Origin of the sequence: Pseudomonas sp. NFACC24-1 (genome assembly GCF_900115235.1) — a bacterium.
Lineage (GTDB): Bacteria > Pseudomonadota > Gammaproteobacteria > Pseudomonadales > Pseudomonadaceae > Aquipseudomonas > Aquipseudomonas fluorescens_AA.
The window spans coordinates 24,906-51,880 of sequence record NZ_FOVS01000017.1 but is presented as its reverse complement, the minus strand read 5'-3'; the positions used below and the strand labels follow the sequence as shown (position 1 = coordinate 51,880).

Genomic DNA, 26,975 nt, shown 5'->3' with positions numbered 1-26,975 from the left:
CCTCCAGTCCGTCTCGATCCCATCCCCCTGGCTTTGCTGGCCGTGGATGTGGTCTATCATTGATCAGGACCGGAGGGCGGAATGGCGTTCCATCCTAGGGATACACACATGTTGAAGAAAACACACACGGCGCTACTGGGCCTGGCGATGGCGATGGGTCTTGCGACCACGCACGCCGCCGAGCCAAAAAAAGTGGATGTCTTGCTCATCGGTGGGGGCATCATGAGCTCGACACTCGGCGTCTGGCTCAATGAGCTGGAGCCGGGCTGGACCATGGAAATGGTCGAGCGCCTGGACGGTGTTGCCGAAGAGAGCTCCAACGGCTGGAACAATGCCGGTACCGGTCACTCTGCTTTGGCTGAACTGAACTACACGCCGGAAGACAAGAACGGCAAGGTCGATATCTCCAAGGCCATCGAAATCAACGAAGCCTTCCAGATCTCCCGCCAGTTCTGGTCCTGGCAGGTCAAGAACGGTGTGCTGAAGAACCCGCGTTCGTTCATCAACTCCACGCCGCACATGAGCTTTTTGTGGGGCGACGAGAACATCGCGTTCCTGAAGAAGCGCTACGAAGCCCTCCAGGCCAGCCCGTTGTTCGCCGGCATGCAGTATTCCGAAGATCGCGAGCAGATCAGCAAGTGGGTTCCGCTGATGATGCAAGGGCGTGACCCGAGCCAGAAAGTCGCGGCCACCTGGAGTCCCCTGGGTACTGACGTGAACTTCGGCGAAATCACTCGTCAATTCGCGGCTTACCTGCAAACCAAGCCGAACTTCTCCCTCAAGCTGTCCAGCGAAGTGGAAGAGATCACCCGCAACGAAGACGGCACCTGGCGCGTTTCGTACAAGAACCTGAAAGACGGTACCGAAACCGAGACCGACGCCAAGTTCGTGTTCATCGGCGCCGGTGGCGGGGCGTTGCACCTGCTGCAGAAGTCCGACATCCCGGAAGCCCGTGAATACGCAGGTTTCCCGGTGGGTGGTTCGTTCCTGGTCACCGAAAACCCGACCGTTGCCCAGCTGCACCTGGCGAAGGCGTACGGCAAGGCTTCGGTGGGCGCACCGCCGATGTCGGTTCCACACCTGGACACCCGTGTGCTCGATGGCAAGCGCGTGATCCTGTTTGGCCCGTTCGCAACGTTCTCCACCAAGTTCCTGAAGAACGGCTCGTACTTCGACCTCCTGACCAGCACCACCACCCACAACATGTGGCCGATGACCAAGGTCGGTATCGAACAGTATCCACTGGTCGAATACCTGGCCGGCCAGCTGATGCTGTCGGATGAAGATCGCTTCAACGCCCTGAAAGAGTACTTCCCGGAAGCCAAGCAAGAAGACTGGCGCCTGTGGCAGGCCGGTCAGCGCGTGCAGATCATCAAGCGTGACGAAGAGAAGGGCGGCGTCCTGAAACTCGGCACCGAAGTGGTTGCCTCCCAGGACGGCAGCATCGCCGGCCTGCTGGGTGCTTCGCCTGGCGCCTCGACCGCTGCACCGATCATGCTGACCGTGCTTGAGAAGGTCTTCAAGGACAAGGTTGCCAGCCCGGCCTGGCAGGAAAAACTGCACCAGATCGTGCCGAGCTACGGCACCAAGCTCAACGATAGCCCTGAGCGCGTAGCCCAGGAATGGGCCTACACCAGCGAGGTCCTGCAACTGGACCCGCCACCGGCCATCGGCAAGCCAGGCGCCCCAGCGGCACCGGCCAAGCCGGCGGAAGCCCGTGAAGCCAACCCAGCGGCTGACATGGCGCTGTAAGCCGGACGCTGTCTGGTGAGGTAAAAAAACGCCGCTCATTGAGCGGCGTTTTTTTGGGGCTCGGTTAACCCTGTGGGAGCGACCTTGCTCGCGATGGCGGTACACCCGCCAACATCAATGCCCCATCCGCGAAAGGTCAGCCCCGTCCTCTGCGCAAATCTGTCGAAACCGCAGATCAAAATCCTCCGCCAACTGCGCCAGGGTAATCGCCCCCAAACGCTTGAGCAGCAACGCCTGGGCCTCATCGAACGCATCCGTCAACGCCGCATTCACCGCTTGTTCGACCAAGCATTGCGGATGATCGGTGGACAGGCCGATGGCGAAGATCGACGTGCTGCCCAAGGCCTGATGGATATCCAGCAAGGTCATCTCCGACAGCGGCTTGCTCAAGGTCCAGCCGCCGCGATGGCCTTTTTCCGACGTGACATAGCCCTTTTCCTTGAGCAAGGCCATGGTCCGACGCACCACCACCGGGTTGGTGCCCAGCATCTGCGCAATGGTATCGGAGGTGGCGGATTGCTGGTGGCGGCCCATGTGGATCAGCACATGCAGCATGCGGGACAGGCGGGTGTCGGTTCTCATGATCGTTGCGGTATTCCATGGCGGAGGCGGGTGTGAGTATCGCCTGTAATTGTAAAAGTTACGAGATCGTTGACAGGCGCTTTTCAGGGAACTTACGATGTGTCGTGACTTCGCCGCACCCGTCGAAACCTTTCTTGGAGAATGATCATGCGCTATGACGTCATCATCGCAGGCGGCAGCTACGCCGGTATGTCCGCAGCCCTGCAACTGGCCCGTGCCCGGCGCAAGGTATTGGTGATCGATGCCGGTCAGCGTCGCAATCGCTTCGCTGCCAGCTCCCATGGCTTTCTCGGTCAGGATGGCCGGGCTCCCGGGGACATCGCCGAGGATGCGCGCCGCCAACTGATGGCCTATCCGACCGTTGAATGGGTATCGGGCACGGTGATCAATGCCGGCAAGGTGGCGGACGGCTTTACCCTGGCAACGAGCGACGGGCAGTGCTTCGATGCCCGCCGGCTGCTGTTGGCCACCGGTGTGATCGATGATTTGCCCGACGTGGAAGGGCTGGCGCAGCGCTGGGGCAAGAGCGTGTTTCATTGTCCGTATTGCCATGGCTATGAGCTGGAGCAAGGGCCGATCGGCGTGCTGGCGACCTCGGAAATGTCCTTGCACCATGCGTTGATGCTTCCGGACTGGGGGCCGACCACGTTCTTCACGCGCGGCGTGTTCGAGCCCGACCCTGAGCAGCGTGCCAGCCTGGAGCGACGCGGAGTCACGATGGTGCCCGAGCCCATCGAGCGCATCGAAGGCGACCGGGCCGACGTGGTGTTGGCCAATGGTCGAGTGGTGAGCATCGATGGTCTGTTTGTCCTGCCTCGCACCCGCGTCGCCAGTCCGTTGGCCGAGTCCCTGGGATGTGAATTCGAGGACGGGCCGATGGGGGCCTTCATCCAGAGCGACATGACCCGGGAAACCAGCGTGCCAGGGGTGTTCGCCTGTGGCGACGCGGCCATGCCCTTCGGCTCGGTGGCGCTGTCGGTGGGAGACGGGGTGAGGGCGGGCTCAGGCGTGCATCGGTCGTTGATCTTCGGGGGGCATTGAATCGCGAGCAGGCTCGTTCCCCTATTGAGGCACTGAGCCCTGTGGGAGCGAGCTTGCTCGCGATGGCGCCGGTGCCGGTGCCGGTACTACTGGGTGCCAAACATCGCCGTCCAATAAATCCCCGCATCGCTTTTCGGATCGGTCGCATACCCGGCGCCCAATTCGCGGAACTGCGGGTTCATCAGGTTGGCGCAGTGCCCCGGGCTGGCCAGCCAGCCGTCCACGACCTTGAGGGCCGTGTCCTGCCCGGCGGCGATGTTCTCGCCGATCAATTGGCCCAGATAGCCAGCCAGTTCGGCGCGGTCGCCCGGCGTGCGGTTGTCGCGGTCCTTGTGGTCGAAGAAATTGTTGTTGGCCATGGCCCGGGTGTGAGTGACGGCGGCCAGGGCCAAGGTGGCGTTCCAAGCCAGCGGCGTGGTGGCGGCGAAGGCTTCGGTGCCGCAGCGACGCGGCTGGGCGCGGGCACTGTTGATCAGTTTCAGCAGTTTCTGGCCTTCGGTTTGCCAATCACCCAGGCGCGCCGACAACAACGGGCGCGCCAGCACGATGCGCCATTCGCGATCCAGGCGGCTGACGCCGATATCAACGAACTGCGGGTCGAGCACCACCTGGCAGAAGCTTTCCTGCACGGCTTTCATGGCCGATTGCGCATCGCGCGGCCCGGACAGGCTGATGGCTTGCACGTTGACCATGGGATAGGCCGCCCGCGCCAGCGCCTGCTGCAGGTCGCCAATGCCATTGGCCGACAGGATCAGCCGGGAGTCCATGGCCAGCGGCGGCAGCTCCAGCGAGGCCTGGCCGGCACAGCTTTGGGATTGGCTGCGGTAAAGGTTGATGGACTCGACCAGTTGCGTCTCTTCGGTGGCCGTGGCGCTGGTGGTGAACACCAGGCCCAGCGACAGCACGACAAGACCCATGACGGATGAAATGGCACGCATGTAAATCTCCCTTGAGCGGACGGCGCCTATGATGCGCAATTTTTGCCCCGCTGGGGCAACGGTATTCACGCTCTCTTGAAATCCCTTGGAACGGCACCGTTGGGTACCGTTCGGGACAATCCTCAAGTACTGGGATCAATTTTCAAGCGAATAAGTCCATTTCCGTCGTTTCAAGGCCATAAAAACCCGGATTATTAGCTCATCCAGTTACCGCCATCGACGTTGTACGTCTGCGCCACCACGTATTCACTCTCCGCCGAGGCCAGGAAAATCGCCATTCCGGTGAGGTCTTCCGCGGTGCCCATCCGGCCATAGGGCACCTGTTGTCCGACCTGGCGCTTCTTTTCCCCTTGCGGCAGGTTTTCGTGGCGGGCGAACAGCGCGTCCACGCCATCCCAATGCTCGCCATCCACCACGCCGGGGGCAATGGCGTTGACGTTGATCCGATGCTTGATCAGATCCAGCCCGGCGGACTGGGTCAGGCTGATCACCGCTGCCTTGGTGGCGCAATAGACCGCCACCAGGGCCTCGCCCCGCCGGCCCGCCTGGCTGGCCATGTTGATGATCCGCCCGCCGTGGCCCTGGCGGATCATCTGCCGTGCCGCCGCCTGCAGTGTGAACAGTGTGCCGGCGACATTGATGGAAAATAGCCGTTCGTAGCTCTGGCGGGTGATGTCCACGATGGGCGCCAGGTCGAACAGCGCGGCGTTGTTGATCAGGATATCCAGCTTGCCGGCCCGGGCTACCACGGCCGCGATGGCCTGGTCGATGGAAGCTTGGTCGGTTACGTCCATTTTGACCGCGTAGGCGCTGTCGCCCAGTTCGGCGGCGGTGGCCTGGGCCCGTTTCAGGTCGATGTCGGCGATCGCCACCGTGGCGCCTTCGTTGATATAGGCCTGGGCAAACGCCCTGCCGATACCCCGGGCGGCGCCGGTCACCAGGGCATTTTTTCCTTCCAGTCGTTTCATGGGGCTTGGTCCTTGCTGCAATGGCTTCAGAGGGTAATCAGCGTCGCACTCACCAAATGGCGATGGCAGGCCGATTACAGCAGTGCCGCTGAAAACCGACAAACCCGCGCAGGATGGTGAGGTGGTACTTTTTTAACTTGTGCCGGTGTCGCCAGCGTGGGTTAAAAAAGTATCGGTGGGCGGTCGGGCCGAGGCTGGCGGAGCGCCGCGCACTCGGCGTAAGGTGCCCGATATAACGATAAAAGAGGCGCGACATGCCTGATCACCGAACGCCCCTGTTCGAGCAGCGACCGGCCGAACTGGAAGTCATCCTGCCCGAGCCCGAACACAGTTTTCGCTGGTACGAGCATGACTACCCGTACCCGCTGGCGCGCTGGAACCATCACCCTGAATTCGAAATCCACCTGATCCGCCAGGGCAGCGGCAAACTGTTGGCGGGGGATTACATTGGCCCGTTTGGCCCGGGCCATGTGGCAATGATCGGTCCGGACTTGCCCCACGATTGGATGGGTGACCTTGCGCCGGGGGAGTACTTGGCCGGGCGCGACGTGGTGTTGCAATTCGACGGCGCCACGTTGCTGGCCTTGCGTCGCACCTTGCCTGAACTGGGGGACCTGCAGGGGCTGTTCGAGCGCGCCCGCCGTGGCCTGGCCTTCGGTGGCAACACGGCGCAGCAGGCCGCGCACCTGCTGGAAGCCATCGGCCCGGCCCATGGGCTGGCGCGATTGACGCTGTTCCTGGAGCTGCTCCACACCCTCAATCAAGCTCCCGGTGACGAGGCCCTGAGCCTGGCGAGCCCTTGCTATGCGCCGACCCTGGATGCGCGCAGTTCCGAGCGCATCCACAAAGCGTTCGAGTACCTGCAAGCCGAACTCACCGGCGACCTGCGCCTGTCGGTGATCGCCCGCCAATTGGCCATGAGCGAGCCGGGCTTCTCGCGGTTCTTCAAGCGCATCACCGGGCACGGTTTCATCGATTTGATGCGCAAGCTGCGGGTCCAGCGCGCCTGCCGTTTGCTGTTGCAAAGTGAGATGCCGGTGACCGACATCTGTTTTGAAGTGGGCTATAACAACCTGTCCAACTTCAACCGGCACTTCCGCATCGAGATGAACCAGACCCCCAGCGAGTATCGGCGGGCCGCTTTTGCCCTGCTTGACGGAGCCGCCACCCGGTAACCCCTGTGGGAGCCGAGCTTGCTCAGCTCCCACAGGGGGATTGGCGGTGGACGCGGGTGCAAGGAACACCACGGATCCATTGTGGGAGCGAGCTTGCTCGCGATGACGTCAACACAGCCAATATCAATGCCAACTGACCCATCGCCATCGCGAGCAAGCTCGCTCCCACAGGTAATGTTGTTTATTTAAGGCCGGCGACACACCCGTGGCGAGGGAGCTTGCTCCCGCTGGGTCGCGAAGCGGCCCCAAGACCTGCCTTTGCAGCATCTCCCAGGTTCGGTGTTCAGCCCGGGACACCTTTTTGATGCTTCTTCAATCGATACGCGAACTGCGCCCGGCTCAGCCCCAACGAGCGTGCGGCGGCTGCGAGGTTGCCGCTGCTCAGTTGCAGGGCTTCGTTGATCAGGCGTGATTCCAGGCCGTCAATGGAGAAGTCCGCGTCCAGTTGGCTGAGGGACTGGAGCAGCGCCGGTTTTTCCACGGCATCGTTGGCGGCCAGGCCCATCGGCGAGAGGCTGCCGAGGTGGTCCACCGAGTAGGCGTCCACCGGCAATTGCTCATTGCGAAACAGATGGACCAGGTCAATGGCCTGGCCTTCTTCGCTGGCGATCAGGCCCCGTTCGATGAGGTTCTGCAATTCCCGCACGTTGCCCGGAAAGTCATAGCGCAACAGTACCTTCAAGGCGCGCATGGTCAGGCCCATCGGCGTACGGCCGTATTCCTGGCAAAAGCGCGTGAGAAAGGCGTTGATCAGCAACGGTATGTCATCGCGGCGCTCGCGCAAGGGCGGCAGGGCGATGGGGTAGACGTTGAGCCGGTAGAACAGGTCTTCACGGAACGCGCCGTCCGCCACGGCCTTGCGCAGGTCGATGTTGGTGGCCGCCACGACGCGCACATCGACCTTGATGCCATGGCCGCCGCCGACCCGTTCGATTTCCCGCTCCTGCAAGGCACGCAGCAACTTGCTTTGCCCGGCCAGGCTCAGGCAGGTGATCTCATCCAGGAACAACGTGCCACCGTGGGCGCGCTCGAAACGACCGGGGCGTGAATGGGTGGCGCCGGTGTAGGCTCCGCGCTCGACGCCGAACAGTTCAGCCTCGATCAGGTTGTCGGGGATGGCCGCGCAGTTGAGGGCAATGAACGGGCCCTCACGGCGGCGACTCAGTTGGTGCAACTGACGGGCGAACATCTCCTTGCCCACGCCGGATTCGCCGCTGACCAACACGGTGGCAGGGGTCAAGGCCACCCGTTGTAAAGCCTGGGTCGCGGCGTTGAAGGCGGCGCTGGCACCGATCAGTGGCTGTTCGCTGTCCGGCAACGGGACGGTTCCGGCCACGCTGTCGGACTGAGTGTCGGCGCGGGCGACTACGGTCGGCGGCGAGGCGTTGAGGTAATTCAGGTCCTGCTCGATATCACCCCATTGTTCAGCGGTCTTGCCGACGACTCGGCAGCGTTCGTGGCCCATGCCCCGGCATTCCACTTCGCGAAAGACCACCAGTTGCCCGAACAGCCCGCTGACGAAACCGATGGCGTAGCCCAGTTCGGTCCAGCACACCGGATCCTGCCCGGTGCCATAGGCGGCGACATGCTCGTCGGCCTCGCAGGAGTGATGCCAGAGAAATTCCCCCTCATAGAACCCCGAGTCGGCGTCGAACTTGAAATGCAGCGGTTCGACCTTGGTCATGCCTTCGAGGGTATGCAGATGCGTGCCGGCGCGAAACACCGCCGCGGCATCGGCGTGGGGCCAGCGTTCACGAATCAGCCGGGCGTCGCGGGCGCCGGAGGAATAACCGGTGCGGGTGAGCATGCCTCGGGCCTGCTCCAGCCCCTGGCGTTCGATGATTTCCCGGCGCAATGCACCGAAGGAGGAACTGTGCAGCAGCAACATGCGCTGGTCGTTGAGCCAGATACGGCCATCGTCGGGGGAGAAAAACAGGCAGGCGGTGAGTTCTGCCGGGGTGGGCGAACTGCTGTCGCTCAACTCGTTGCTATCCCCCCGTGGATGGAAATGCTCGGTGGCGATTCGATGATCCGGCAACTGGCAGTGGGGATTATTCATTGTTATGCCCCTGATGACGGGGTGATCGAAATGATCACCTGGCCAGATAGTTATTAAGCATAACTTTATCAAATGAACAAGCGGCAGATGGCCAACGGCCAGATCGACGCAGGCGCCCGGTGCGTCATGCCTGGCGAAGAACCTTGAGCCAGAGCCTTGCGCCAGGTTTATCAAGGCTTGCGGGCAAAACCGGCACAGCGCTTGCTCAAGCACTTGCACGGCGTTTGCGTCGATACCTTCCAGGTGCGGCAAACGATGACAACAACAAAGAGCCGGGAGTGTTAAATGTCTGCACCCAAAAGCCACCTGCTGTCCCAGGTGATCGAATCGGAATGTGTCTTCAACGGTGACTGGGTGCCTGCCTCGGGCCCGCTGCAATCGATCATCGAGCCGGCCACCGGTGAGCGGTTGATGCGCTGTGCCATGGCCGACACCGCCGACATTGCCAAGGCCAGTCGCGAGGCTGCCCTGGCGCAGCCGGCGTGGGCGGCGCTGGGCCCGCGGCAACGGGCGGCGATCTTCCGCAAGGCCGCCGACGTGGCCGAGCAGTCCTTCGACGAGCTGGCGTTGTACGTGGCCCGGGAGACTGGTGCCGCGCTATTCAAGGGCCAGCACGAAATGCGCGAAGCCATCGTGCTGTTGCATCAGGCCGCCGGTCTGCTGTCCCAGGCCCATGGGGTGGTCCTGCCCAGCGAGGCAGGGCGCCTGTCCTATGCGCGGCGCCAGCCCCATGGCGTGGTCGGGGTGATTTCCCCCTTCAATTTTCCCCTGGTGCTGTCCATGCGCTCCGTCGCGCCGGCCCTGGCGGCGGGCAACGCAGTGGTGCTCAAGCCGGATCCGCAGACTCCGGTGAGTGGCGGTTTTCTTATTGCCCGGTTGTTCGAAGTGGCAGGCCTGCCCAAGGGCTTGCTGCAAGTGCTGCCCGGCGCGGCGGATGCCGGGGAGGCGCTGTGCCGCGATCCTAATGTGCGCATGATCGCCTTCACCGGCTCCACCGGCGCCGGTCGCAAGGTCGCTGAGGTGGCCGGGCGCAACCTGAAGAAGGTCGCCCTGGAGTTGGGCGGCAAGAACCCACTGATCATTCTCGAAGACGCCGATCTCGACCTCGCGGCCCGGAACGCGGCCTGGGGCGCCTGGCTGCACCAAGGGCAGATCTGCATGGCCACCGGGTTGATTCTCGCCCATGAGTCCATCGCCGCCGAGCTGACCCGCAAACTGGTGGAAAAGGCTCAGGCCATGACCCTCGGCAATGCCGCTCGGGAAGAAGCCGCCATGGGGCCACTGATCAATCAGCGGCAGTTGCAACGGGTGCACGACATTGTCAGCGACACCGTGCTCGCCGGGGCCCGACTGGAGGCCGGCGGCGATCACGATCGGCTGTTCTACCAGGCCACGGTGCTCAGCGGCGTGAAGCCGGGCATGCGCGCCTTCGACGAGGAGGTCTTCGGGCCCGTGGCAACAGTGGTCAGCTTCGCCACCGATGACGAAGCCATCGAATTGGCCAATCGCACCGAATACGGTTTGGCGGCGGCGATCATTTCCCCGTCCGTGGGCCGGGCCATGGCCATCGGTGAGCGGTTGCAGTGCGGCATGTTGCACATCAATGACCAGACCGTCGCCGATGAGTGCGTCAACCCGTTCGGCGGGCGCGGCGCCTCGGGCAATGGCGGCAGCGTCGGCGGCCCGGCGGACTGGGACGAATACACCCAGTGGCAGTGGGTGACGGTCAAGGATACGGCGCCGATCTACCCGTTCTGACAGGTCGCTCTTTAGTGGGCCCGATGAGCTGAGGGCCCTGCGAGTACACAAAAATAATAAGAGGACTCAACATGAAACTCGACAACAAGATTGTGCTGGTGACCGGTGTCTCGTCGGGTATCGGTGCGGCCACGGCGAGCCTGCTGCGTGCTCACGGCGCCCAGGTGATCGGCGTGGACCTCAAGGCGCCGCACATGACCCTGGATGGTTTTGTGCAGGGCGACTTGAGCAGCGCCGAGAACATCGAACGGTTGCTGCCACAGCTGCCCGCACGGCTCGACAGCCTGTGCAACATTGCCGGCGTGCCGGGCACTGCCAACCCGCGGCTGCTGGCGCGGGTCAACTACCTTGGGCTGCGGCACTTGAGCCGTGCGCTGCTGCCGCGCATCAGCGCGGGTGGCAGCATCGTCAACATCGCCTCGATCCTCGGTGCCGAGTGGCCGTTACGCCTGGAACAGCACAAGGCGCTGGCGCGCATCGAAGACTTTGCCGCCGCGCAAGCCTGGCTGGCCGATCACCCGGTGCCGGACCAGACCTGCTACCAGTACTTCAAGGAAGCCTTGATCGTCTGGAACTACCTGCAGGCCCAACCCTGGTTCCTCGAGCATTCGGTGCGCATGAACAGTGTCGCACCGGGCCCGGTTTTCACGCCCATCCTCGATGACTTCGTGAGCATGCTCGGCGAGGCCCGGACCCAGGCCGATGCCCATCGCATGAAACGTCCCGCTTATGCCGATGAGGTGGCGGCGGTGATCGCTTTCCTGTGTGCCGACGAGTCGCGCTGGATCAACGGCGTCAACCTGCCGGTCGATGGTGGATTGGCCTCCACCTACATCTGAATGCGCACCCGCGCAAAGCGGCGTGAGCCGTGACCTGAGCGTGTTGGCTGGCAAAGCCATGCCCAAAAATAACAATAATGAGAAGCGTCCATGGATAACCTCAAAGATAGCTTTCGTTTCAAGCATTGCGCCCTGTTCCTGGCGTTGTGCAGTACCGGCGTGATGGTCGATCGGGTCGAGGCCATGCAAATGGACTTGGGTGACTCCGATTGGAAACTGCGCTGGGACAACACCATCAAATACAGCCAGGCCTGGCGCCTGCACGGGCAGGAAAGCCGCTTGGTCAACGCCCCAACCGCCAACGGCCTGTACCCCTCGATCCAGAGCCAGGGCGATAAGAACTTCAGCAGCGGCCTGGTCTCCAATCGCCTGGACCTGTTCTCCGAGATGGACCTGAGCCGGCAAAACTACGGGCTGCGCGTGAGCGGCGCGGCCTGGTACGACGATATCTACAACCAGGACACCGACAGCAGCGAGCAACCGCATTTTCTCAGCGAAACCCGCAAGCTCCACGGTCGTGACGCGGAAATTCTCGATGCCTTCGTGTTCTTGCGCGGTGACCTCGGTGAAGACTCCCAGGGCGTGGCGCGCCTGGGCCGACACAGCCTGATCTATGGGGAAAGCCTGTTCTACGGCGGCAACGGCATTGCCAATGCCCAAGGCCCGACCGACGTCGTCAAGTTGCTCAGCGTGCCGGGGACTCAGTTCAAGGAGATCCTGCGTCCGGTCAATCAAATCTCCGGGCAGTTGCAGATCAACCCGCAGTTGTCGGTGGGGGCTTACTATCAGTTCGAGTGGGAACGTTCCAATCTGCCCGGTGCCGGCAGTTACCTGAGCGATGCCGATGCCATCGGTTACGGCAGTGGTCCGTTGCGCGAAGTGTTCGGCAACGACACGGTCAATGGCGGCGATCTGAAGCCGCGCAATTCGGGGCAGGGCGGCATGCAGATCCGCTTCAAACCCAGCGGCACCGAGCTGGAGCTGGGTTTCTACGCGGCCCAGTACCACGACAAGGCGCCGATCGGGTTGTACGCGTATCTCGACGGTCCGGCGGCAGCGGCCACGGGGTTGCCGATCCTGGGTTCCTATCGGCAGGTCTACGCCGAAGACATCAAGACCGCCGGCGTCAGTTTCTCCACCGCTTACGGCCCGTTCAACTTCGCCGGTGAAACGTCGGTGCGCTGGAACGCACCGCTGGTGAGCAACCTGCAAGTGGTGACCCCCGGCATGGAGGCCGATGGTGGCGACAGTGAGTTGTTCGCCAGGGGCAAGACCGCCCACGCCAACCTGTCGGCGATTTACCTGTTATCGCCCACCGCGTTCTGGGACGGCGGCTCGGCCCTGGCCGAACTGGCCTGGAACCGCACCCTGAGCGTGACCAAGAACGCTGCCGCGCTGGATTCCAACACCACCCGCGATGCCACGGCGCTGCGGGTATTGATCGAGCCGGCGTACTTCCAGATCGTCGACGGAATCGACCTGACCGTGCCGATCGGCATGGGGGTGGTGCTCGATGGGCGTTCATCGGCGGTCAATAAATCCGGCTTCGGCAACACTCATTCCGGTGACTGGAGTGTCGGGCTCAAAGCCACCTATCTGCAACGCTGGGACGTCGGCCTCAACTACGTGAACTTCTTCGGCGCACCGAAAGCCGGCCTGCGCGAAGACGGCAATTTCAGTTACGGACAGTCGTTGGCCGACCGCGACTTCGTCTCGCTCTACGTGAAAACCTCATTCTAATAAGGTGGATTCGCCATGCAGAACACAGCATTCCTGAACACGTGCGTCCTGACCCTGGCCCTCGCCGGCATGGGGCTGGCGCAAGCGGCGGTGTCGCCTGAACAGGCCGCACGCTTGAAAACCGATTTGACCCCCCTGGGCGGCGAGCGTGCCGGCAATGCCGATGGCAGCATCCCGGCTTGGCAGGGCGGTTATACCCAGGTTGCGCCCGGCTACAAACCGGGAGACAAGCGCCCCGACCCATTCGCCAGCGAGAAACCGCTGTATTCGATCAAAGCCGCGAACATGGAACAGTACGCCAGCGAATTGGCCGAAGGCACCAAGCTGCTGCTCAAGAAATATCCGGACTATCGCCTGGACGTATACCCGACCCATCGCTCGGCCGCCGCGCCGCAATGGGTGTATGACAACACCAGTAAGAATGCCACCCGCGCCACGCTGGACGTGGACAGTGAGAAGGTCTCCAACGCCTACGGCGGCATCCCGTTCCCGATTCCGGAAAACGGTGCGCAAGTGCTGTGGAATTATCGGTTGTCGTGGCAGGGCGGCGACACCATCAGCTCGCCTTTCGATACCTGGCTGATGACCGCCGGTGGCAAGAAAGTCCAGGCGACCCGGGCTCAATACACCTATCAGTTTCCCTACTATGTCGAAGGCGGCAGCCTGGAAAACTATTCGGGCAAGTACCTGCTGGGCAAGCTGTTTACTGAATTGCCATCGTCCAAGGCCGGCGAAGGCCTGATGACCCATTGGGACCTGGACCCGGCCAATCGGGCGGCCTGGCAGTATCTGGTCGGCCAGCGCCGGGTTCGTCGGGCGCCGAACATTGCCTATGACACGCCGGACTTCGTGACCTCCGGCGTCGGCCTGTTCGACGAGGCGTTCATGCTGTTCGGGCCGACCGATCGCTATGACCTCAAGCTGGTGGGCAAGAAAGAACTGATCGTTGGCTACAACAATAATCGTGCCGCGCTGGCCAAGAGCGACGACCTGGTCAAGGCGAACTTCCTCAACCCGGACCTGGTGCGTTGGGAGAAGCATCGGGTCTGGGTGGTCGAGGCCACGCTCAAGGCGGGCAAGCGCCATGTCGTGCCGCGTCGGACCTATTACGTCGACGAAGACTCCTGGCAAATCCTGATGGCCGACGGTTACGACGCCCAGGGCAAGCTCGGCCGGCAGATGTATTCGTTGACGCTGCTGGCACCGGACCTGCCGGCCCTCACCGCACAGGTCATGTGGGGCAGCTACAACCTCGACACCGGGGCCTACTTCCTCAACTCATCGAGCAACGACCTGGCGATTCAGTACCAGAAGGTCGCGAAGCCTTCGGCGTCCTACTTCACACCGGATGCCATGGCCAACGAAAACATGCGCTGAACCTGTGGCGGCCGTGGCGAAGAGGAGGTTCGTCGCGGTCGCTTACGATTTTCCAGGCGGAATAACGATATGAACGTTGAAAAAATCTTTGCGCGTCGCGGTCCGCTATGGGGTGTTTGCGCCCTGGTGGGGTGCCTGTTGGCGAGTGTGCCCTGGGTCGCACAGGCGACGACATTGGCGGTGCTGCAGCAACCGGCACTGCCGACGACCAAGGCCCCGCGCGCGGTATTGCTTGGGCTGGCCCGGGCCGGCGAGCGCCTGGTGGCGGTGGGCGAGCGCGGGATCGTGCTGCTCTCGGATGATGCTGGCGTGAGCTGGCGCCAGGCCAGGGTACCGGTCAGCGTCAGCCTGACGGCGGTGCAATTCGTCGATGCCGAGCAGGGCTGGGCGGTCGGTCATCTGGGGGTGGTGTTGCACACCCAGGACGGCGGGGAAACCTGGCAAAAACAACTTGACGGTGAGCGCGCCATCGCCCTGGCGGTGCAAGTCGCCGAGCGTGATGCCAATCAACCCGACGGTGCCAGCCAGTTGGCGCAGGCACGGCACATGCTCGATGACGGACCGGATAAACCGTTTCTCGACCTGTACTTCAGTGACCGCCTGCACGGCTACGTCGTGGGCGCCTACAACCAGATCTACCGTACCGATGACGGCGGGCGAAGCTGGCAACCGTGGATGCGGCATGTGGACAACCCCCAGGGCTTGAACCTGTATGGCATCCGCGTCTTGGGCAAGGATTTGCTGCTGGTGGGGGAGCGCGGTCTGCTGTTGCGTTCGACCGATGCCGGGCAGTCATTCCATGCCTTGAAGTCTCCTTATGAAGGCAGTTTTTTCGGCCTGCTCGGCACTCGCGATGGGGCCTTGATTGTCTATGGCTTGCGCGGAAACGCCTGGTGGTCCGATGACCGTGGTGGCAGTTGGCGACGCCTCGACACGGGTATCGAATCAACGCTGGCGAGCGCCCTTGAACTGCGCGATGGCGGCCTGTTGTTGGCCAGCCAGAGTGGTGAGCTTCTCTTCAGTCATGACCAGGGCCGCAGCTTTGACAAGCGTCAGAGCCGCAGTGGCGGGACGGTCGCTGCCGTGCAGCAAGCGGTCGACGGCAGCCTGGCCAGCGTCGGTTTGACCGGCGTGGCCGCTGACCAGGATCCGCGGACCTCCGGTAAACCTTGAAACTTCACGGTGTAGCGCTATCGGGCCACGGCTCGTGCAACAGGAGTCAAACTTGAAAGACGACAGAACCCAAACCGTGATCGGCCGCCAGGAAGACTTCGACCGGGCGTCGGGCAACTTCGCCGAGCGGGCGATCTTCAACCATCGACCGCTGGTGATCCTGCTCTGCCTGCTGGTGACCTTGGTACTTGGTTGGCAAGCCACGCGCATCGGCATCAATGCCAGTTATGAGAAAACCATTCCCACCGGGCATCCCTACGTTGCCAACTTCCTCGAGAACCGCAGTGAGTTGAGCGGCCTGGGCAACTCGCTGCGCATCGCCGTGGAGGTCAAGCAGGGGAGCATTTTCACCAAGGATTACCTCGATACCCTGGCCAAGCTCAACGACGAACTCTACCTGTTGCCGGGGGTCGACCGCCCCTACATGAAATCGTTATGGACCCCGACCACACGCTGGACCGCCGTGACCGAAGAAGGGCTCGACGGCGGCACGGTGATCCCCGACGACTACGATGGCTCGACCACCAGCATCGAGCAGGTGCGGACCAATGTGGCGCGCTCCGGGGAGGTCGGTCAATTGGTCGCTGGCAACTTCAAGTCCAGTGTGATCTTCGTGCCGTTGCTGGAAATCAATCCGCAGACGGGCAAGGCGCTGGACTATGGCGAGTTTTCCCGGCAATTGGAGGCATTGCGGGACAAGTACCAGACCGATGACCTGCGGATTCACATCACCGGCTTCACCAAGATCGTCGGCGACCTGATCGAGGGGATGACCCAAGTCCTGCTGTTCTTCGTGGTGGCGGTACTGGTGACGGTACTGGTGCTGTTTGGCTACACCCGCTGCGCGCGCAGCACCCTGGTGGTGGTGACCTGTTCACTGGCGGCGGTGCTGTGGCAACTGGGGCTGCTGGCCCTGCTCGGTTATGAGCTGGATCCCTACTCGGCACTGGTGCCGTTTCTGGTGTTCGCCATTGGCATGAGCCATGGCGCGCAGAAGATGAACGGCATCATGCAGGACATTGGCCGTGGCACCCACCGGGTGGTCGCCGCGCGCTACACCTTCCGCCGACTGTTCGCCGCCGGCATCACCGCTTTGCTCTGTGACGCGGTGGGCTTCGCGGTGTTGCTGCTGATCGACATTCGAGTGATCCAGGACCTGGCGATCACCGCCAGCCTCGGGGTGGCGGTGCTGATCTTCACCAACCTGATCCTGCTGCCGATCCTGCTCAGCTATATCGGCGTCAGCCCGGCGGCGGCGCAACGCAGCCTGAGTGCGGAAACAACCGAGCAACAGGCGCAGATCAAACATCCACTGTGGCGCATGCTTGACCTGTTCACCCAACGGCGCTGGGCCATTGGCGCCATGTTGGCGGGTTTGCTGTTGGCCGCATTTGGTTTTGCCGTGAGCCTGCACCTGAAAATCGGCGATCTGGACCCCGGCGCTCCAGAGTTGCGTGCCGACTCGCGCTACAACCGCGACGCATTGTTCATGACCCAGAACTACGCGGCCAGCTCGGATATCTTCGTGGTCATGATCAAGACTCCGGAGGATCAATGCACCCGTTACGCCAGTCTGTCTGCGGTCGATGCGCTGGCTTGGCAACTGGAGCAATTGCCCGGCGTGGAGTCGACCACCTCAATGGCGGCGCTGAGCAAGATCGCCACGGCCGGTTACAACGAAGGCAACTTCAAATGGTATGAACTGATCCCCAATGACGGCGCACTGGGTGCCGTGCAGACCCGTGCTCCGCGAGAGTTGTTCAATCAGGGCTGCTCGATGCTGTCGCTGTACGTCTACCTGGCCGATCACAAGGCCGACACCTTGAACCGGGTGGTGGAGGCCAGCGAGCAATTCATTGCCGGGCACTCGATGTCGGAGGTCAAGTTCATGCTGGCGGCCGGCAGCGCGGGGATCGAGGCAGCCACCAATATCGTGGTGAAGAAGTCCATGCGCGAGATGCTGTTCTGGGTCTACGGTGCGGTCAGCCTGCTGTGTTTGCTGACCTTCCGCAGCTGGCGCGCGACCCTGTGCGCGATGCTGCCGCTGATGCTCACTTCGATCCTGTGCGAGGCGCTGATGGTGGGGTTGGGCATGGGGGTAAAAGTCGCGACATTGCCGGTCATTGCGCTGGGTGTGGGCATCGGGGTCGATTATGCGCTCTATGTGTTGAGCGTGATCCTGGCGCGAATGCGTGCCGGCGACACCTTGGCCCAGGCGTATTACCAGGCGCTGCTGTTCACCGGCAAAGTGGTGTTGCTGACGGGCATGACATTGGCTGTGGCGGTGTCGACCTGGGCTTTTTCGCCGATCAAGTTCCAGGCTGACATGGGGGTTCTGCTGGCCTTCATGTTCCTGGTGAACATGCTTGGGGCCTTGATCCTGTTGCCCGCCCTGGCCTGGTGGCTGCTGCCGCAGAGGGTCTTCGTAAAAAAGCCTGAGTCGAGTCGGCAGGCGGGGTGGGTGAGGGGCTGAGTGCGTTCTAGGATGGGGGCGCATATCCGTTACCTGATAACGGATATGCGCAGTGACTCAGGAATGCTCCACAACCGGATTCGTAGCCCTCAATCGTGGCCCCACCGAATGGCGTATCACACTGAGAACAGCCAACGTCGCAATCACCAGCCCAGGAGAAGTCGCCAGCAATACAGCAGTGGTCCCACCCCCGGCCGCCAGGATCTGCCCGGCGGCCAGAGGTCCGGCCACCGACCCCAGGCGCCCGATGGCCACCGCAGCACCAACCCCCGTCGCACGCACGGCCGTAGGGTAGGAAGGCGGTGCCAAGGCATAGAGAACCAATTGCGCGGCCATGACGAACAACCCGGCAGCAAACCCGGCGATGCCCATGGGCACGATGCCGACCGACAAACCGACCCCGGCCAGGGCGCTCAGCAGGCCGGCATAGACGAACAGCACCACCTTGATGCCATTGCAGCGGTCCAGCAACAGGCCGCCCAGCAACGAGCCAAGGGCGCCACCGATGTTGAACAGCATCTGCACGAGGCCAGCCTGGGGTTTGCTGAAGCCCTGTTCCAGCAACAACGATGGCAGCCAGTTGAGCAACATGTACATCACCGTCAGGGTGAAGAAATAGCTCAACCACAGGGCCAAGGTAGTACGGCCGCGCCCTTCACCGAACAGCGCCTGGGCAGTGGAGCCTGGCGATGAGCCGCCATCCTGCGCCTGGCGAAAGGCACTGGATTCGGGAAGCCACAGGAGCATCAGCGGCACCACCAGCAACGGCGCCAACCCACCGATGAAAAACGTCATCTGCCAGTGCTCGCCAAACAGCATGGCGACCACGGCGGCCAATGCACCGCCCAACGGCACCCCCGCATACATCACGCTGATGGCCGTACCCCGGCGCTGCTCACCCACGGCTTCGGCACACAGGGCAATGAGGTTGGGCAGGGCGGCGCCCAGGCCCAGGCCGGTCATGAAGCGCACCAGCAACAGGCTGGAGAAGTGTTCGACATAAGCGGTGCTGAGGGAAAACACGCCGAAGAGCATGACAGCGGCGATGAGGATTTTCTTGCGGCCGATGCGATCAGCGATCCAACCACCGAAGAAGGCGCCTGGCAGCAACCCGATGATCCCGGCGCTGAACACCCAGCCCATCATTTTCGGGTCAAGGGCAAACGTCTGTCGTAGTCCTGCGGCGGCGGTACCGGCTGACTGCAGGTCGAAACCCTCGATCAACGCAACAATGAAACACAAGGCAATGGTCAGCGTCGCACGACGCGCCGGACGGTCCATGGCAAATCCTCTTATTGTTTTTGTGAGGGGACACCGCTCGGAGGAAAACCGGCGGGTGCGTTTAAGATTAACAAAGCTAACTAAAAAATGAAGGGTGCCCGAAGGGCCTCCATAAGTGGCCAGTTCAGTATGAAAATCAGAGGCTTGGCAAGAATTCACGGATGAATTGGTTAATTAGTTAATTATATTAATGTTCGATTATCGGACGCTAGCGATTGACGAAGCGCCCGTGCGGTTTCCATTCTTTGTCCGCAAGGCCCCCCTCGCCAAGGTTGGGCCGATCAAAACAACAACAATAAATGGACACCGAACATGCCAAACCTTGCTCGGGGCACGCTGACGGCGCGCCCTGTTTCATCTCTCGTCCCTCTGCTGGTCGGTCTCGGGCTGAGCCTCGGTTCTCCCGCATCGTGGGCGGAAGGTTTCATCGACGACAGCCACGGTACGCTGACCCTGCGCAACTACTACATGGACCGCGACTACAAGGACGACGGCGCCAAGACCGCAGCCCGGGAATGGGCTCAGGGTGTGTTCATGAACATGGAGTCGGGGTTCACCCCGGGTACGGTCGGATTCGGCCTGGATGTCAGGGGGTTGCTGGGCATCAAGCTTGACTCGTCACCGGATCGCAGCGGCACTGAACTGTTGCCGGTGTCGAGCAGCGACAAGCGCGCGGCGGATGAATATTCACGCTTGGGTGTGACCGGCAAATTGCGTTTCGCTCAAACCACGGTGAAGACCGGCGATGTATCGATCTTCCTGCCGTTTGCCTTTGCCAGCCCGTCGCGGCTGCTGCCGCAGACCTTTCGCGGAACGACGCTCAGTTCCAAGGATCTCGACGGTTTGACGTTGAACACCGGGTATATCGATCGCATCGCTCGCCGCGATTCCACCGATTACCAGCCGATGAGCATCGCCTCGCCCAACCGCCGGTTCAACGGCGCGGCGACCTCTTCCCATATGGCGTATGTGGGCGGTGACTACCAGGTCAACAAAGACCTCAGCCTGCGGGCTTACCACGCCGAAGTGGCGGATCTGTACCAGCAGAACACTCTGGCGTTGTTGCATAACCTGCCCCTGGGCGATGGCGTCCTGACCACCGACCTGCGCAGTTTTTTCAGTGATGACGACGGTGCGGCCAAGGCCGGAAAGGTGGACAACCGCAATGTCTCGGCGCTGGTCGGCTATCGCCTGGGCGGGCATCGCGTGAGCCTGGGCTACATGCACGCCAGTGGCGATACGGCCACGCCTTATGTGTCCGGCACCGAGTTGATGGGCTTGAGTGAAATGACCATGAGCTCGGACTTCCTCAATGCCAAGGAGCGCACCTGGCAGGCGATCCATGACTACGATTTCGCCGCCGTGGGTGTGCCGGGCCTGAGGACTCGACTGCGTTATGTGCGTGGCGATCACATCGAGCTGGCGGCCCTCAATGCCGAGGATCGCAAGGAACGTGAGTTCCAGATGGAGTTGGGGTATGTGATCCAGGGCGGCCCATTGAAGAACGTCGGGTTGCTGGCGCGCAAATCGATCTATCGCAACAACTTCCCGGGTACGGCGGCGTTTCGCGACGAGAACCAGACCCGGTTCCTGGTGACGTACAGCGTGCCGATCTGGTGATGCCTTGACGAGCCATGCAGTACTTTTGTGGCGGAGAGCTTGCTCCCGCTGGGTTCTGTAGGAGCTGACGAAGCCTGCGATCTTTTGATCTTTCGCTTGAAACTCAAGTGTCGGGGGAAAGATCGCAGCCTCGTTGCACTCGACAGCTCCTACATGGCTTCTACACAGCTTCTACGGATGCAGTCCGGCGCGAGCAAGCTCCCTCGCCACAGGGGAGCGGTGTTCTTTATTGGTAAACCTTCTTCAACAACCGCAGCAACTCTTCGCGCTCAGTCCCCGAGAGGGCTGCGGTGGAATCAAGGTCGCTCTGGGCGGCGATTTGCTTGAGCTCCTTGAGCAGGGTTTCGCCGGTCTTGCTCAGGAAGATCCCATAGGAGCGCTTGTCCGGCTTGCAGCGCACGCGCACCGCCAGGGCCCGGCTTTCCAGCTTATTGAGCAGCGGCACCACTTGCGGCGGTTCGATCGCCAGGGCCTTGGCCAGGTCGGCCTGCATCAGGCCGGGATTCTGGTCGATGATTGCCAGGGCCGAGAACTGGGCGGGCCGCAGATCGTGGACGGCGAGCCGGCCAATCAGGTTCTGGAACAGTTTCAGCTGGGCGCGGCGCAGGGCGTAACCGATCAGGTCGTCCAACGCGGAGTCCAGCGGCACCTGTGCGTCGGTACCGGCGACCAGGGGCTCGGCGGGTTCGGCAAGCTTGGAAGACTTGGCCATCGAAGTGAGTGTCCTCAAGGTAAGTGGTTAACAAGGCTATCCAGTTTGCCGGGGTTGCGGCGCCCTGGCTACGGGCTTGTGCATATTCGAATTTTTTAACCTTCGATCTCGCCTCTGAAAAATACAGATAAACCGATTAATAGTTAATTGACATAACTAAATTTCCAGTTTAGTTTTTGATCATCTTCAGCCAAGAACAAGAGAGCACGCATCATGAGCAATTACGAAGGTCGCTGGAAAACCGTCAAGGTCGATATCGAGGAGGGCATCGCTTGGGTCACCCTCAATCGCCCGGAAAAACGCAACGCCATGAGCCCGACCCTCAACCGCGAGATGATCGACGTGCTCGAGACCCTGGAGCAGGATCCGGCCGCAGGGGTGCTGGTGCTGACCGGGGCCGGTGATGCCTGGACCGCGGGCATGGACCTCAAGGAATACTTTCGCGAAGTGGATGCCGGGCCGGAAATCCTCCAGGAAAAAATCCGTCGCGAAGCCTCGCAATGGCAGTGGAAATTACTGCGCATGTACGCCAAACCAACTATCGCCATGGTCAATGGCTGGTGTTTCGGTGGCGGTTTCAGCCCGCTGGTGGCGTGCGACCTGGCGATCTGTGCCGACGAAGCGACCTTCGGTCTCTCGGAAATCAACTGGGGCATCCCGCCGGGCAACCTCGTCAGCAAGGCCATGGCCGACACCGTGGGCCATCGCCAGTCGCTGTACTACATCATGACCGGCAAGACCTTCGGTGGGCAAAAAGCCGCCGAAATGGGCCTGGTCAATGAGAGCGTGCCCTTGGCGCAGCTGCGTGAAGTCACCGTGGAACTGGCCCGCAACCTGTTGGAAAAGAACCCGGTGGTACTGCGGGCGGCCAAGCATGGCTTCAAGCGCTGCCGCGAACTGACCTGGGAGCAGAACGAAGATTACCTGTACGCCAAGCTCGACCAGTCGCGCCTGCTCGATACCGAGGGTGGCCGCGAGCAGGGGATGAAGCAGTTCCTGGACGACAAGAGTATCAAGCCGGGCCTGCAGACCTACAAGCGCTGAGACTACTGCGCGGCGGGCGCCATCGTGCGCCCGCGGGCTGTGCGCCCAAGGCCCTCGGCGCTACTGTGAACGTGTTCCCGATAAAGACAATAAAGAGGAATCACCATGCTGGACGTGCCCCTGTTGATTGGCGGCCAGTCGTGCCCGGCCCGCGATGGCCGGACCTTCGAGCGCTGCAACCCGGTGACCGGTGAGGTGGTGTCTCGCGTGGCCGCCGCCACCCTGGAAGATGCCGATGCCGCCGTGGCCGCGGCCCAAGCGGCGTTCCCCGCCTGGGCCGCGCTGGCACCCAACGAACGCCGCACGCGTCTGTTGCGGGCAGCCGAGCAATTGCAGGCCCGAAGTGGCGAGTTTATCGCTGCGGCCGGCGAGACTGGCGCCATGGCCAACTGGTACGGTTTCAATGTGCACCTGGCGGCTAACATGCTGCGCGAAGCCGCGTCCATGACCACCCAGATCAACGGCGAAATCATTCCTTCCGACGTGCCAGGCAGTTTCGCCATGGCCCTGCGTCAGCCCTGTGGTGTGGTGCTGGGCATCGCGCCCTGGAACGCCCCGGTGATTCTCGCCACTCGCGCCATCGCCATGCCCCTGGCCTGCGGTAACACCGTGGTGCTCAAGGCTTCCGAGATCAGCCCGGCGGTGCACCGGTTGATCGGCCAGGTGTTGCAGGACGCCGGGCTGGGTGACGGTGTGGTCAACGTGATCTGTAACGCACCGGCGGATGCGCCGGCCATTGTCGAACGGTTGATCGCCAACCCGGCGGTGCGCCGGGTCAATTTCACCGGTTCGACCCACGTCGGACGCATTGTCGGCGAACTGTCGGCGCGCCATCTCAAACCAGCGTTGCTGGAACTGGGCGGCAAGGCGCCGTTGCTGGTGCTGGATGACGCCGACCTGGACGCCGCCGTGCAAGCGGCCGCCTTCGGGGCCTACTTCAACCAGGGCCAGATCTGCATGTCCACCGAGCGGCTGATCGTCGATGCCCGCGTGGCCGATGAGTTCAGCGCCAAGCTGACCGCCAAGATCGCCACCTTGCGTGCCGGTGATCCGGCGGCCGGCGATTCGGTGCTGGGCTCGTTGGTCGATGCCAGTGCCGGCCAGCGCATCAAGGGACTGATCGACGATGCCTTGGCCAAAGGCGCAACGCTGGTCACCGGTGGCCAGTTGGAAGGCAGCATCCTGCAGCCGACCTTGCTCGACGGTGTCACTGCGCAGATGCGCCTGTACCGCGAAGAGTCCTTCGGGCCAGTGGCGGTGCTGTTGCGCGGTGAGGGTGATGAAGCGCTGTTGCGCCTGGCCAACGATTCCGAGTTCGGCCTGTCGGCTGCCATCTTCAGCCGCGACACCACCCGCGCGTTGGCTTTGGCCCAGCGGGTCGAGTCGGGCATTTGCCATATCAACGGGCCGACCGTGCACGACGAAGCGCAGATGCCCTTCGGTGGGGTCAAGTCCAGTGGTTACGGCAGCTTCGGCGGCAAGGCGTCCATCGAGCATTTCACCCAGTTGCGCTGGGTGACCTTGCAGAACGGTCCCCGGCATTACCCGATCTGAAACCCATCGCATCTCGGGCGGCCGGGCCTCGAAAGCCGCCGCCCGGATGCAGGCCAGAATAACAATGACAAGGCCGCAGCCCCGCGCTGCCACGCTCCGCTCGCATTGCGACCCGAGCGTGCCTTGGTGGAGGAAATGTACGTGAGTTCCGAGTCCAGATCGTCCTCCCGACCCGAGGCCGGGCGTTATCGCCAGGTGTCGATTGGTCATCCTGCCGTCGAAGTCCGGGAAGAGCGCGGCATTTTGCATATGCGCTCCCTGGAACCCCTGGCCCCGCTGCCGGCGCGTTTGCTCGAGCGCCTGGTGCACTGGGCCGAGGTGCGCCCGCAGCAGACGTTCATCGCGGCCCGTGAAGCGGGCGGTGACTGGCGTCGGGTCAGCTATGCGCAGATGCTTGACAGTGTCCGGGCCATCGCCCAAAGCCTGCTCAGCTATGGTTTGTCAGCGGAAAAACCCTTGGCGCTGCTCTCCGGCAACGACATCGAACACCTGCAAATGGCCCTCGGCGCGATGTATGCCGGCATTCCCTATTGCCCGGTGTCGCCGGCTTATTCATTGCTGTCCCAGGATTTCGCCAAGCTGCGCCATGTCTGCGACCTGTTGCAGCCGGGGTTGGTGTTTGTCAGCGAAGCCGCCCCGTTCGAACGAGCGATCAATGCCGTATTGCCGGCGAACGTTCCCTTGGTCACGGTGCGCGGCGAGATAGCGGGCCGCTCCAGGACAAGCTTCGCCAGCCTGTTGGTCCAACCCGGCGGCGCGGAGGCCGAGCAGGCGTTCGCCGCCACCGGCCCGGACAGCATCGCCAAGTTCCTGTTTACCTCGGGCTCCACCAAGCTGCCCAAGGCCGTGATCACCACCCAGCGTATGCTGTGCGCCAATCAGCAGATGTTGCTGCAAACCTTTCCGGTGTTCGGCGAGGCGCCGCCGGTGCTGGTGGACTGGCTGCCGTGGAACCATACGTTCGGCGGCAGCCACAACGTCGGCATCGTGCTGTACAACGGCGGCACGTTCTACCTGGACGATGGCAAACCCACCGCCCAGGGCTTCGCCGAGACCCTGCGCAATCTCAAGGAAATTTCGCCCACCGCCTACCTGACCGTGCCCAAGGGCTGGGAAGAATTGGTCAGCGCCTTGGAGCAGGACGGTGAGTTGCGCGAGCGTTTCTTCAAGCGCATCAGCCTGTTCTTCTTTGCCGCGGCGGGCTTGTCCCAAAGTACCTGGGACCGGCTCGACAAGGTCGCCGAGCAGCATTGTGGCGAACGTATCCGCATGATGGCGGGCCTGGGCATGACCGAAGCGTCGCCGTCCTGCACCTTCACCACCGGGCCCTTGTCCATGGCCGGTTACATCGGTCTTCCGGCGCCCGGCTGCGAGGTCCGGCTGGTGCCGGTGGACGGCAAGCTCGAAGGACGTTTTCGCGGGCCGCACATCATGCCTGGCTACTGGCGTTCGCCGCAGCAGACCGCCGAAGTGTTCGACGAGGACGGTTTCTATTGCTCGGGGGATGCGATCAAACTGGCCGATGCCAGCAATCCGCAACTGGGGCTGATGTTCGACGGGCGGATTGCCGAGGACTTCAAATTGTCTTCCGGTGTCTTCGTCAGCGTCGGGCCGCTGCGTAACCGGGCGGTGCTGGAAGGTACACCCTACGTCCAGGACCTGGTGATCACCGCACCGGATCGCGAGTGCCTGGGTGCGCTGGTGTTTCCACGACTTGCTGAATGCCGGCGCCTGTCAGGCCTGGGCGCGGATGCCAGCGACGCCCAGGTCCTCGCCAGTCCGCCGGTACGCCAATGGTTCGCCGACTGGCTGCAACGCCTGAACCGCGAAGCCAGCGGCAACGCCAGTCGCATGGAGTGGATCGCCTTGCTCGATGAACCGGCGTCCATCGACCGTGGTGAAATCACCGACAAGGGGTCGATCAACCAACGGGCGGTGTTGCAGTGGCGGGCGGGGAAGGTGGAGGCGTTGTACCGCGGGGAGGATGCGTCGATCCTGCGAGCGGGCCCCACCGCTTGAGGCAATCAAAAGTCCTTGTGGGAGCGAGCTTGCTCGCGATGGCGGTGGTTCAGCAGCAGAGACGTTGCCTGGCACACCGTCATCGCCAGCCAGCTCGCTCCCACATCAGGTCCGGGGGCTGGTTGCTATTGTTTAACGCCGGCCCAGCAGCAAACCCACCACCAGCCCGAACCCCGCGGAAATCGCCACGGTCTGCCAGGGGTGGCCGCCAATATAGACCTCAGTGGCATCGACCATGGGACGGGTACGCTCCCGGGCGCTGGTGACCGAGTCGCGCGCCTGTTGCAGTTTCTGGGCTATCTGGCCTCGCAGGTCTTCGGCCTCTTCTCCCACCAGCGAGGCACTGCTTTTGAGCAGCTTTTCCGATTCTTCAATCAGCGCCGTCAATTCGCTGAAGGCCTGATCCTTGATTTGCTCTCCGTTCGCTTGCACGGTGCCTTTACGGGCCATGGAAATACTCCTTGTGTGGATGATGGCATTGAACAATGGAGTGCCGCGCCGGTTAAAAAGTTGCAGCGCTTGGCCTCGGCGGGGCAGTCCATCGCAAATCGTGGTTAAGACGTTTCCCTGCAAGGTGTAAGATGGCGCCTATTTACGCAACAGGTAATTCCCATGAGCTTCAATCTGGCTGACAAGCCCCTGGCCGAGCGCGCCGCGCTGGAAGACGAAAAATCCCGACTCTTTGAACTGTGGCAAAACAACCTGGGCAAGGCCAAGGGCGATGCTGCCCGCCTGTTTGGCGAGCGCTCCAAGCGCAAGGGCAAGTGGGCCGAGTGGGTGCGTGCCGAACTGGATGGCATGTCGCCGCCGGAATACGCCAACATGGTGCGCAGTGAAGTCAATCGACTGATGGCCGCCAACAAGTAAACC

At 62.4% G+C, this 26,975-nt stretch carries 21 protein-coding genes; 14 read left to right on the top strand and 7 right to left on the bottom strand.

All coding sequences use genetic code 11. The annotated features are described in order from the left end of the window. The first annotated feature begins 108 nt into the window (after positions 1-108). Positions 109-1,752: a malate dehydrogenase (quinone) gene (gene mqo, locus BM317_RS16995; protein ID WP_060742587.1), complete on the top strand. Its 1,644-nt coding sequence runs from the start codon at positions 109-111 to the stop codon at positions 1,750-1,752. Positions 1,753-1,866: 114 nt separating this feature from the next. On the opposite strand, the gene BM317_RS16990 is transcribed toward mqo, so the two are convergent. Continuing rightward, positions 1,867-2,334, bottom strand: a complete 468-nt coding sequence (locus BM317_RS16990; protein ID WP_092164849.1) for an Rrf2 family transcriptional regulator — start codon at positions 2,332-2,334, stop codon at positions 1,867-1,869. A gap of 147 nt (positions 2,335-2,481) precedes the next feature. Between BM317_RS16990 and BM317_RS16985 the strand changes: the two genes are divergently transcribed. Next, positions 2,482-3,375 carry an NAD(P)/FAD-dependent oxidoreductase gene (locus tag BM317_RS16985; protein ID WP_092164847.1) on the top strand — a complete coding sequence of 298 codons (894 nt, stop codon included), beginning with the start codon at positions 2,482-2,484 and terminating at the stop codon, positions 3,373-3,375. 86 nt (positions 3,376-3,461) lie between these two features. Here BM317_RS16985 and BM317_RS16980 read toward each other — a convergent pair whose 3' ends face one another. Further along, positions 3,462-4,313, bottom strand: a complete 852-nt coding sequence (locus tag BM317_RS16980) for a CAP domain-containing protein (RefSeq protein ID WP_092475317.1) — start codon at positions 4,311-4,313, stop codon at positions 3,462-3,464. A 194-nt stretch (positions 4,314-4,507) separates the two neighbouring features. After that, positions 4,508-5,281 (bottom strand): L-iditol 2-dehydrogenase, encoded by a 774-nt coding sequence (locus BM317_RS16975; RefSeq protein ID WP_092164845.1) that lies wholly within the window; start codon positions 5,279-5,281, stop codon positions 4,508-4,510. 254 nt (positions 5,282-5,535) lie between these two features. Between BM317_RS16975 and BM317_RS16970 the strand changes: the two genes are divergently transcribed. Next, positions 5,536-6,456 carry a helix-turn-helix domain-containing protein gene (locus BM317_RS16970; protein WP_092475314.1) on the top strand — a complete coding sequence of 307 codons (921 nt, stop codon included), beginning with the start codon at positions 5,536-5,538 and terminating at the stop codon, positions 6,454-6,456. Positions 6,457-6,739: 283 nt separating this feature from the next. Here the strand turns inward: BM317_RS16970 and BM317_RS16965 are convergent, their stop codons facing one another. Next, on the bottom strand, positions 6,740-8,515 hold the full coding sequence (locus BM317_RS16965; RefSeq protein ID WP_092475311.1) for a sigma-54-dependent Fis family transcriptional regulator: 1,776 nt from the start codon (positions 8,513-8,515) through the stop codon (positions 6,740-6,742). 285 nt (positions 8,516-8,800) lie between these two features. Between BM317_RS16965 and BM317_RS16960 the strand changes: the two genes are divergently transcribed. The 6 genes from BM317_RS16960 to BM317_RS16935 all read left to right on the top strand — a co-directional run bounded on the left by BM317_RS16960 (position 8,801) and on the right by BM317_RS16935 (position 17,875). Then, entirely contained in the window at positions 8,801-10,273 is a 1,473-nt protein-coding gene (locus BM317_RS16960) for a benzaldehyde dehydrogenase (RefSeq protein WP_092164840.1), read from the top strand. 71 nt (positions 10,274-10,344) lie between these two features. Beyond that, positions 10,345-11,112, top strand: a complete 768-nt coding sequence (locus BM317_RS16955; RefSeq protein ID WP_060742578.1) for a coniferyl-alcohol dehydrogenase — start codon at positions 10,345-10,347, stop codon at positions 11,110-11,112. A gap of 90 nt (positions 11,113-11,202) precedes the next feature. After that, on the top strand, positions 11,203-12,852 hold the full coding sequence (locus BM317_RS16950; protein ID WP_092475309.1) for a DUF1302 domain-containing protein: 1,650 nt from the start codon (positions 11,203-11,205) through the stop codon (positions 12,850-12,852). Between the two features lie 15 nt (positions 12,853-12,867). Then, complete coding sequence (locus BM317_RS16945; RefSeq protein WP_092475307.1) at positions 12,868-14,229, top strand: DUF1329 domain-containing protein; 1,362 nt, start codon at positions 12,868-12,870, stop codon at positions 14,227-14,229. A gap of 69 nt (positions 14,230-14,298) precedes the next feature. After that, complete coding sequence (locus BM317_RS16940) at positions 14,299-15,402, top strand: WD40/YVTN/BNR-like repeat-containing protein (protein WP_092475305.1); 1,104 nt, start codon at positions 14,299-14,301, stop codon at positions 15,400-15,402. 52 nt (positions 15,403-15,454) lie between these two features. Then, positions 15,455-17,875 carry an efflux RND transporter permease subunit gene (locus tag BM317_RS16935; RefSeq protein ID WP_092475304.1) on the top strand — a complete coding sequence of 807 codons (2,421 nt, stop codon included), beginning with the start codon at positions 15,455-15,457 and terminating at the stop codon, positions 17,873-17,875. A gap of 57 nt (positions 17,876-17,932) precedes the next feature. On the opposite strand, the gene mhpT is transcribed toward BM317_RS16935, so the two are convergent. Next, positions 17,933-19,156: a 3-(3-hydroxy-phenyl)propionate transporter MhpT gene (gene mhpT, locus BM317_RS16930; protein WP_092164835.1), complete on the bottom strand. Its 1,224-nt coding sequence runs from the start codon at positions 19,154-19,156 to the stop codon at positions 17,933-17,935. A 312-nt stretch (positions 19,157-19,468) separates the two neighbouring features. On the opposite strand from mhpT, the gene BM317_RS16925 reads away from it, so the two are divergent. After that, entirely contained in the window at positions 19,469-20,776 is a 1,308-nt protein-coding gene (locus tag BM317_RS16925) for an OprD family porin (protein ID WP_092164834.1), read from the top strand. A gap of 226 nt (positions 20,777-21,002) precedes the next feature. Here the strand turns inward: BM317_RS16925 and BM317_RS16920 are convergent, their stop codons facing one another. Further along, on the bottom strand, positions 21,003-21,488 hold the full coding sequence (locus BM317_RS16920) for a MarR family winged helix-turn-helix transcriptional regulator (protein WP_092164833.1): 486 nt from the start codon (positions 21,486-21,488) through the stop codon (positions 21,003-21,005). 213 nt (positions 21,489-21,701) lie between these two features. Between BM317_RS16920 and BM317_RS16915 the strand changes: the two genes are divergently transcribed. The 3 genes from BM317_RS16915 to BM317_RS16905 all read left to right on the top strand — a co-directional run bounded on the left by BM317_RS16915 (position 21,702) and on the right by BM317_RS16905 (position 26,105). Then, positions 21,702-22,532, top strand: a complete 831-nt coding sequence (locus BM317_RS16915; RefSeq protein WP_003202420.1) for a p-hydroxycinnamoyl CoA hydratase/lyase — start codon at positions 21,702-21,704, stop codon at positions 22,530-22,532. Positions 22,533-22,637: 105 nt separating this feature from the next. Next, a complete protein-coding gene (locus tag BM317_RS16910) occupies positions 22,638-24,086 on the top strand; it encodes an aldehyde dehydrogenase (RefSeq protein WP_092475303.1) in 1,449 nt (482 codons plus the stop codon). Positions 24,087-24,227: 141 nt separating this feature from the next. Next, positions 24,228-26,105 carry a feruloyl-CoA synthase gene (locus tag BM317_RS16905; RefSeq protein WP_092475413.1) on the top strand — a complete coding sequence of 626 codons (1,878 nt, stop codon included), beginning with the start codon at positions 24,228-24,230 and terminating at the stop codon, positions 26,103-26,105. A 132-nt stretch (positions 26,106-26,237) separates the two neighbouring features. On the opposite strand, the gene BM317_RS16900 is transcribed toward BM317_RS16905, so the two are convergent. After that, positions 26,238-26,555, bottom strand: a complete 318-nt coding sequence (locus BM317_RS16900) for an ElaB/YgaM/YqjD family protein (protein WP_092164831.1) — start codon at positions 26,553-26,555, stop codon at positions 26,238-26,240. A 162-nt stretch (positions 26,556-26,717) separates the two neighbouring features. Between BM317_RS16900 and BM317_RS16895 the strand changes: the two genes are divergently transcribed. Further along, positions 26,718-26,972 (top strand): hypothetical protein, encoded by a 255-nt coding sequence (locus tag BM317_RS16895; RefSeq protein ID WP_003181187.1) that lies wholly within the window; start codon positions 26,718-26,720, stop codon positions 26,970-26,972. The last annotated feature ends 3 nt before the right edge of the window (positions 26,973-26,975 follow it).

Bases quoted from the DNA above. Each gene is read 5' to 3' on its own strand.
- BM317_RS16990 (WP_092164849.1), bottom strand. From the start codon at position 2,334: ATGAGAACCGACACCCGCCTGTCCCGCATGCTGCATGTGCTGATCCAC.
- BM317_RS16900 (WP_092164831.1), bottom strand. From the start codon at position 26,555: ATGGCCCGTAAAGGCACCGTGCAAGCGAACGGAGAGCAAATCAAGGAT.
- BM317_RS16945 (WP_092475307.1), top strand. From the start codon at position 12,868: ATGCAGAACACAGCATTCCTGAACACGTGCGTCCTGACCCTGGCCCTC.
- BM317_RS16925 (WP_092164834.1), top strand. From the start codon at position 19,469: ATGCCAAACCTTGCTCGGGGCACGCTGACGGCGCGCCCTGTTTCATCT.
- BM317_RS16950 (WP_092475309.1), top strand. From the start codon at position 11,203: ATGGATAACCTCAAAGATAGCTTTCGTTTCAAGCATTGCGCCCTGTTC.
- BM317_RS16915 (WP_003202420.1), top strand. From the start codon at position 21,702: ATGAGCAATTACGAAGGTCGCTGGAAAACCGTCAAGGTCGATATCGAG.
- mhpT (WP_092164835.1), bottom strand. From the start codon at position 19,156: ATGGACCGTCCGGCGCGTCGTGCGACGCTGACCATTGCCTTGTGTTTC.
- BM317_RS16920 (WP_092164833.1), bottom strand. From the start codon at position 21,488: ATGGCCAAGTCTTCCAAGCTTGCCGAACCCGCCGAGCCCCTGGTCGCC.
- BM317_RS16965 (WP_092475311.1), bottom strand. From the start codon at position 8,515: ATGAATAATCCCCACTGCCAGTTGCCGGATCATCGAATCGCCACCGAG.
- BM317_RS16975 (WP_092164845.1), bottom strand. From the start codon at position 5,281: ATGAAACGACTGGAAGGAAAAAATGCCCTGGTGACCGGCGCCGCCCGG.
- BM317_RS16955 (WP_060742578.1), top strand. From the start codon at position 10,345: ATGAAACTCGACAACAAGATTGTGCTGGTGACCGGTGTCTCGTCGGGT.
- BM317_RS16970 (WP_092475314.1), top strand. From the start codon at position 5,536: ATGCCTGATCACCGAACGCCCCTGTTCGAGCAGCGACCGGCCGAACTG.
- BM317_RS16985 (WP_092164847.1), top strand. From the start codon at position 2,482: ATGCGCTATGACGTCATCATCGCAGGCGGCAGCTACGCCGGTATGTCC.
- BM317_RS16960 (WP_092164840.1), top strand. From the start codon at position 8,801: ATGTCTGCACCCAAAAGCCACCTGCTGTCCCAGGTGATCGAATCGGAA.
- BM317_RS16980 (WP_092475317.1), bottom strand. From the start codon at position 4,313: ATGCGTGCCATTTCATCCGTCATGGGTCTTGTCGTGCTGTCGCTGGGC.
- BM317_RS16895 (WP_003181187.1), top strand. From the start codon at position 26,718: ATGAGCTTCAATCTGGCTGACAAGCCCCTGGCCGAGCGCGCCGCGCTG.
- mqo (WP_060742587.1), top strand. From the start codon at position 109: ATGTTGAAGAAAACACACACGGCGCTACTGGGCCTGGCGATGGCGATG.
- BM317_RS16940 (WP_092475305.1), top strand. From the start codon at position 14,299: ATGAACGTTGAAAAAATCTTTGCGCGTCGCGGTCCGCTATGGGGTGTT.
- BM317_RS16910 (WP_092475303.1), top strand. From the start codon at position 22,638: ATGCTGGACGTGCCCCTGTTGATTGGCGGCCAGTCGTGCCCGGCCCGC.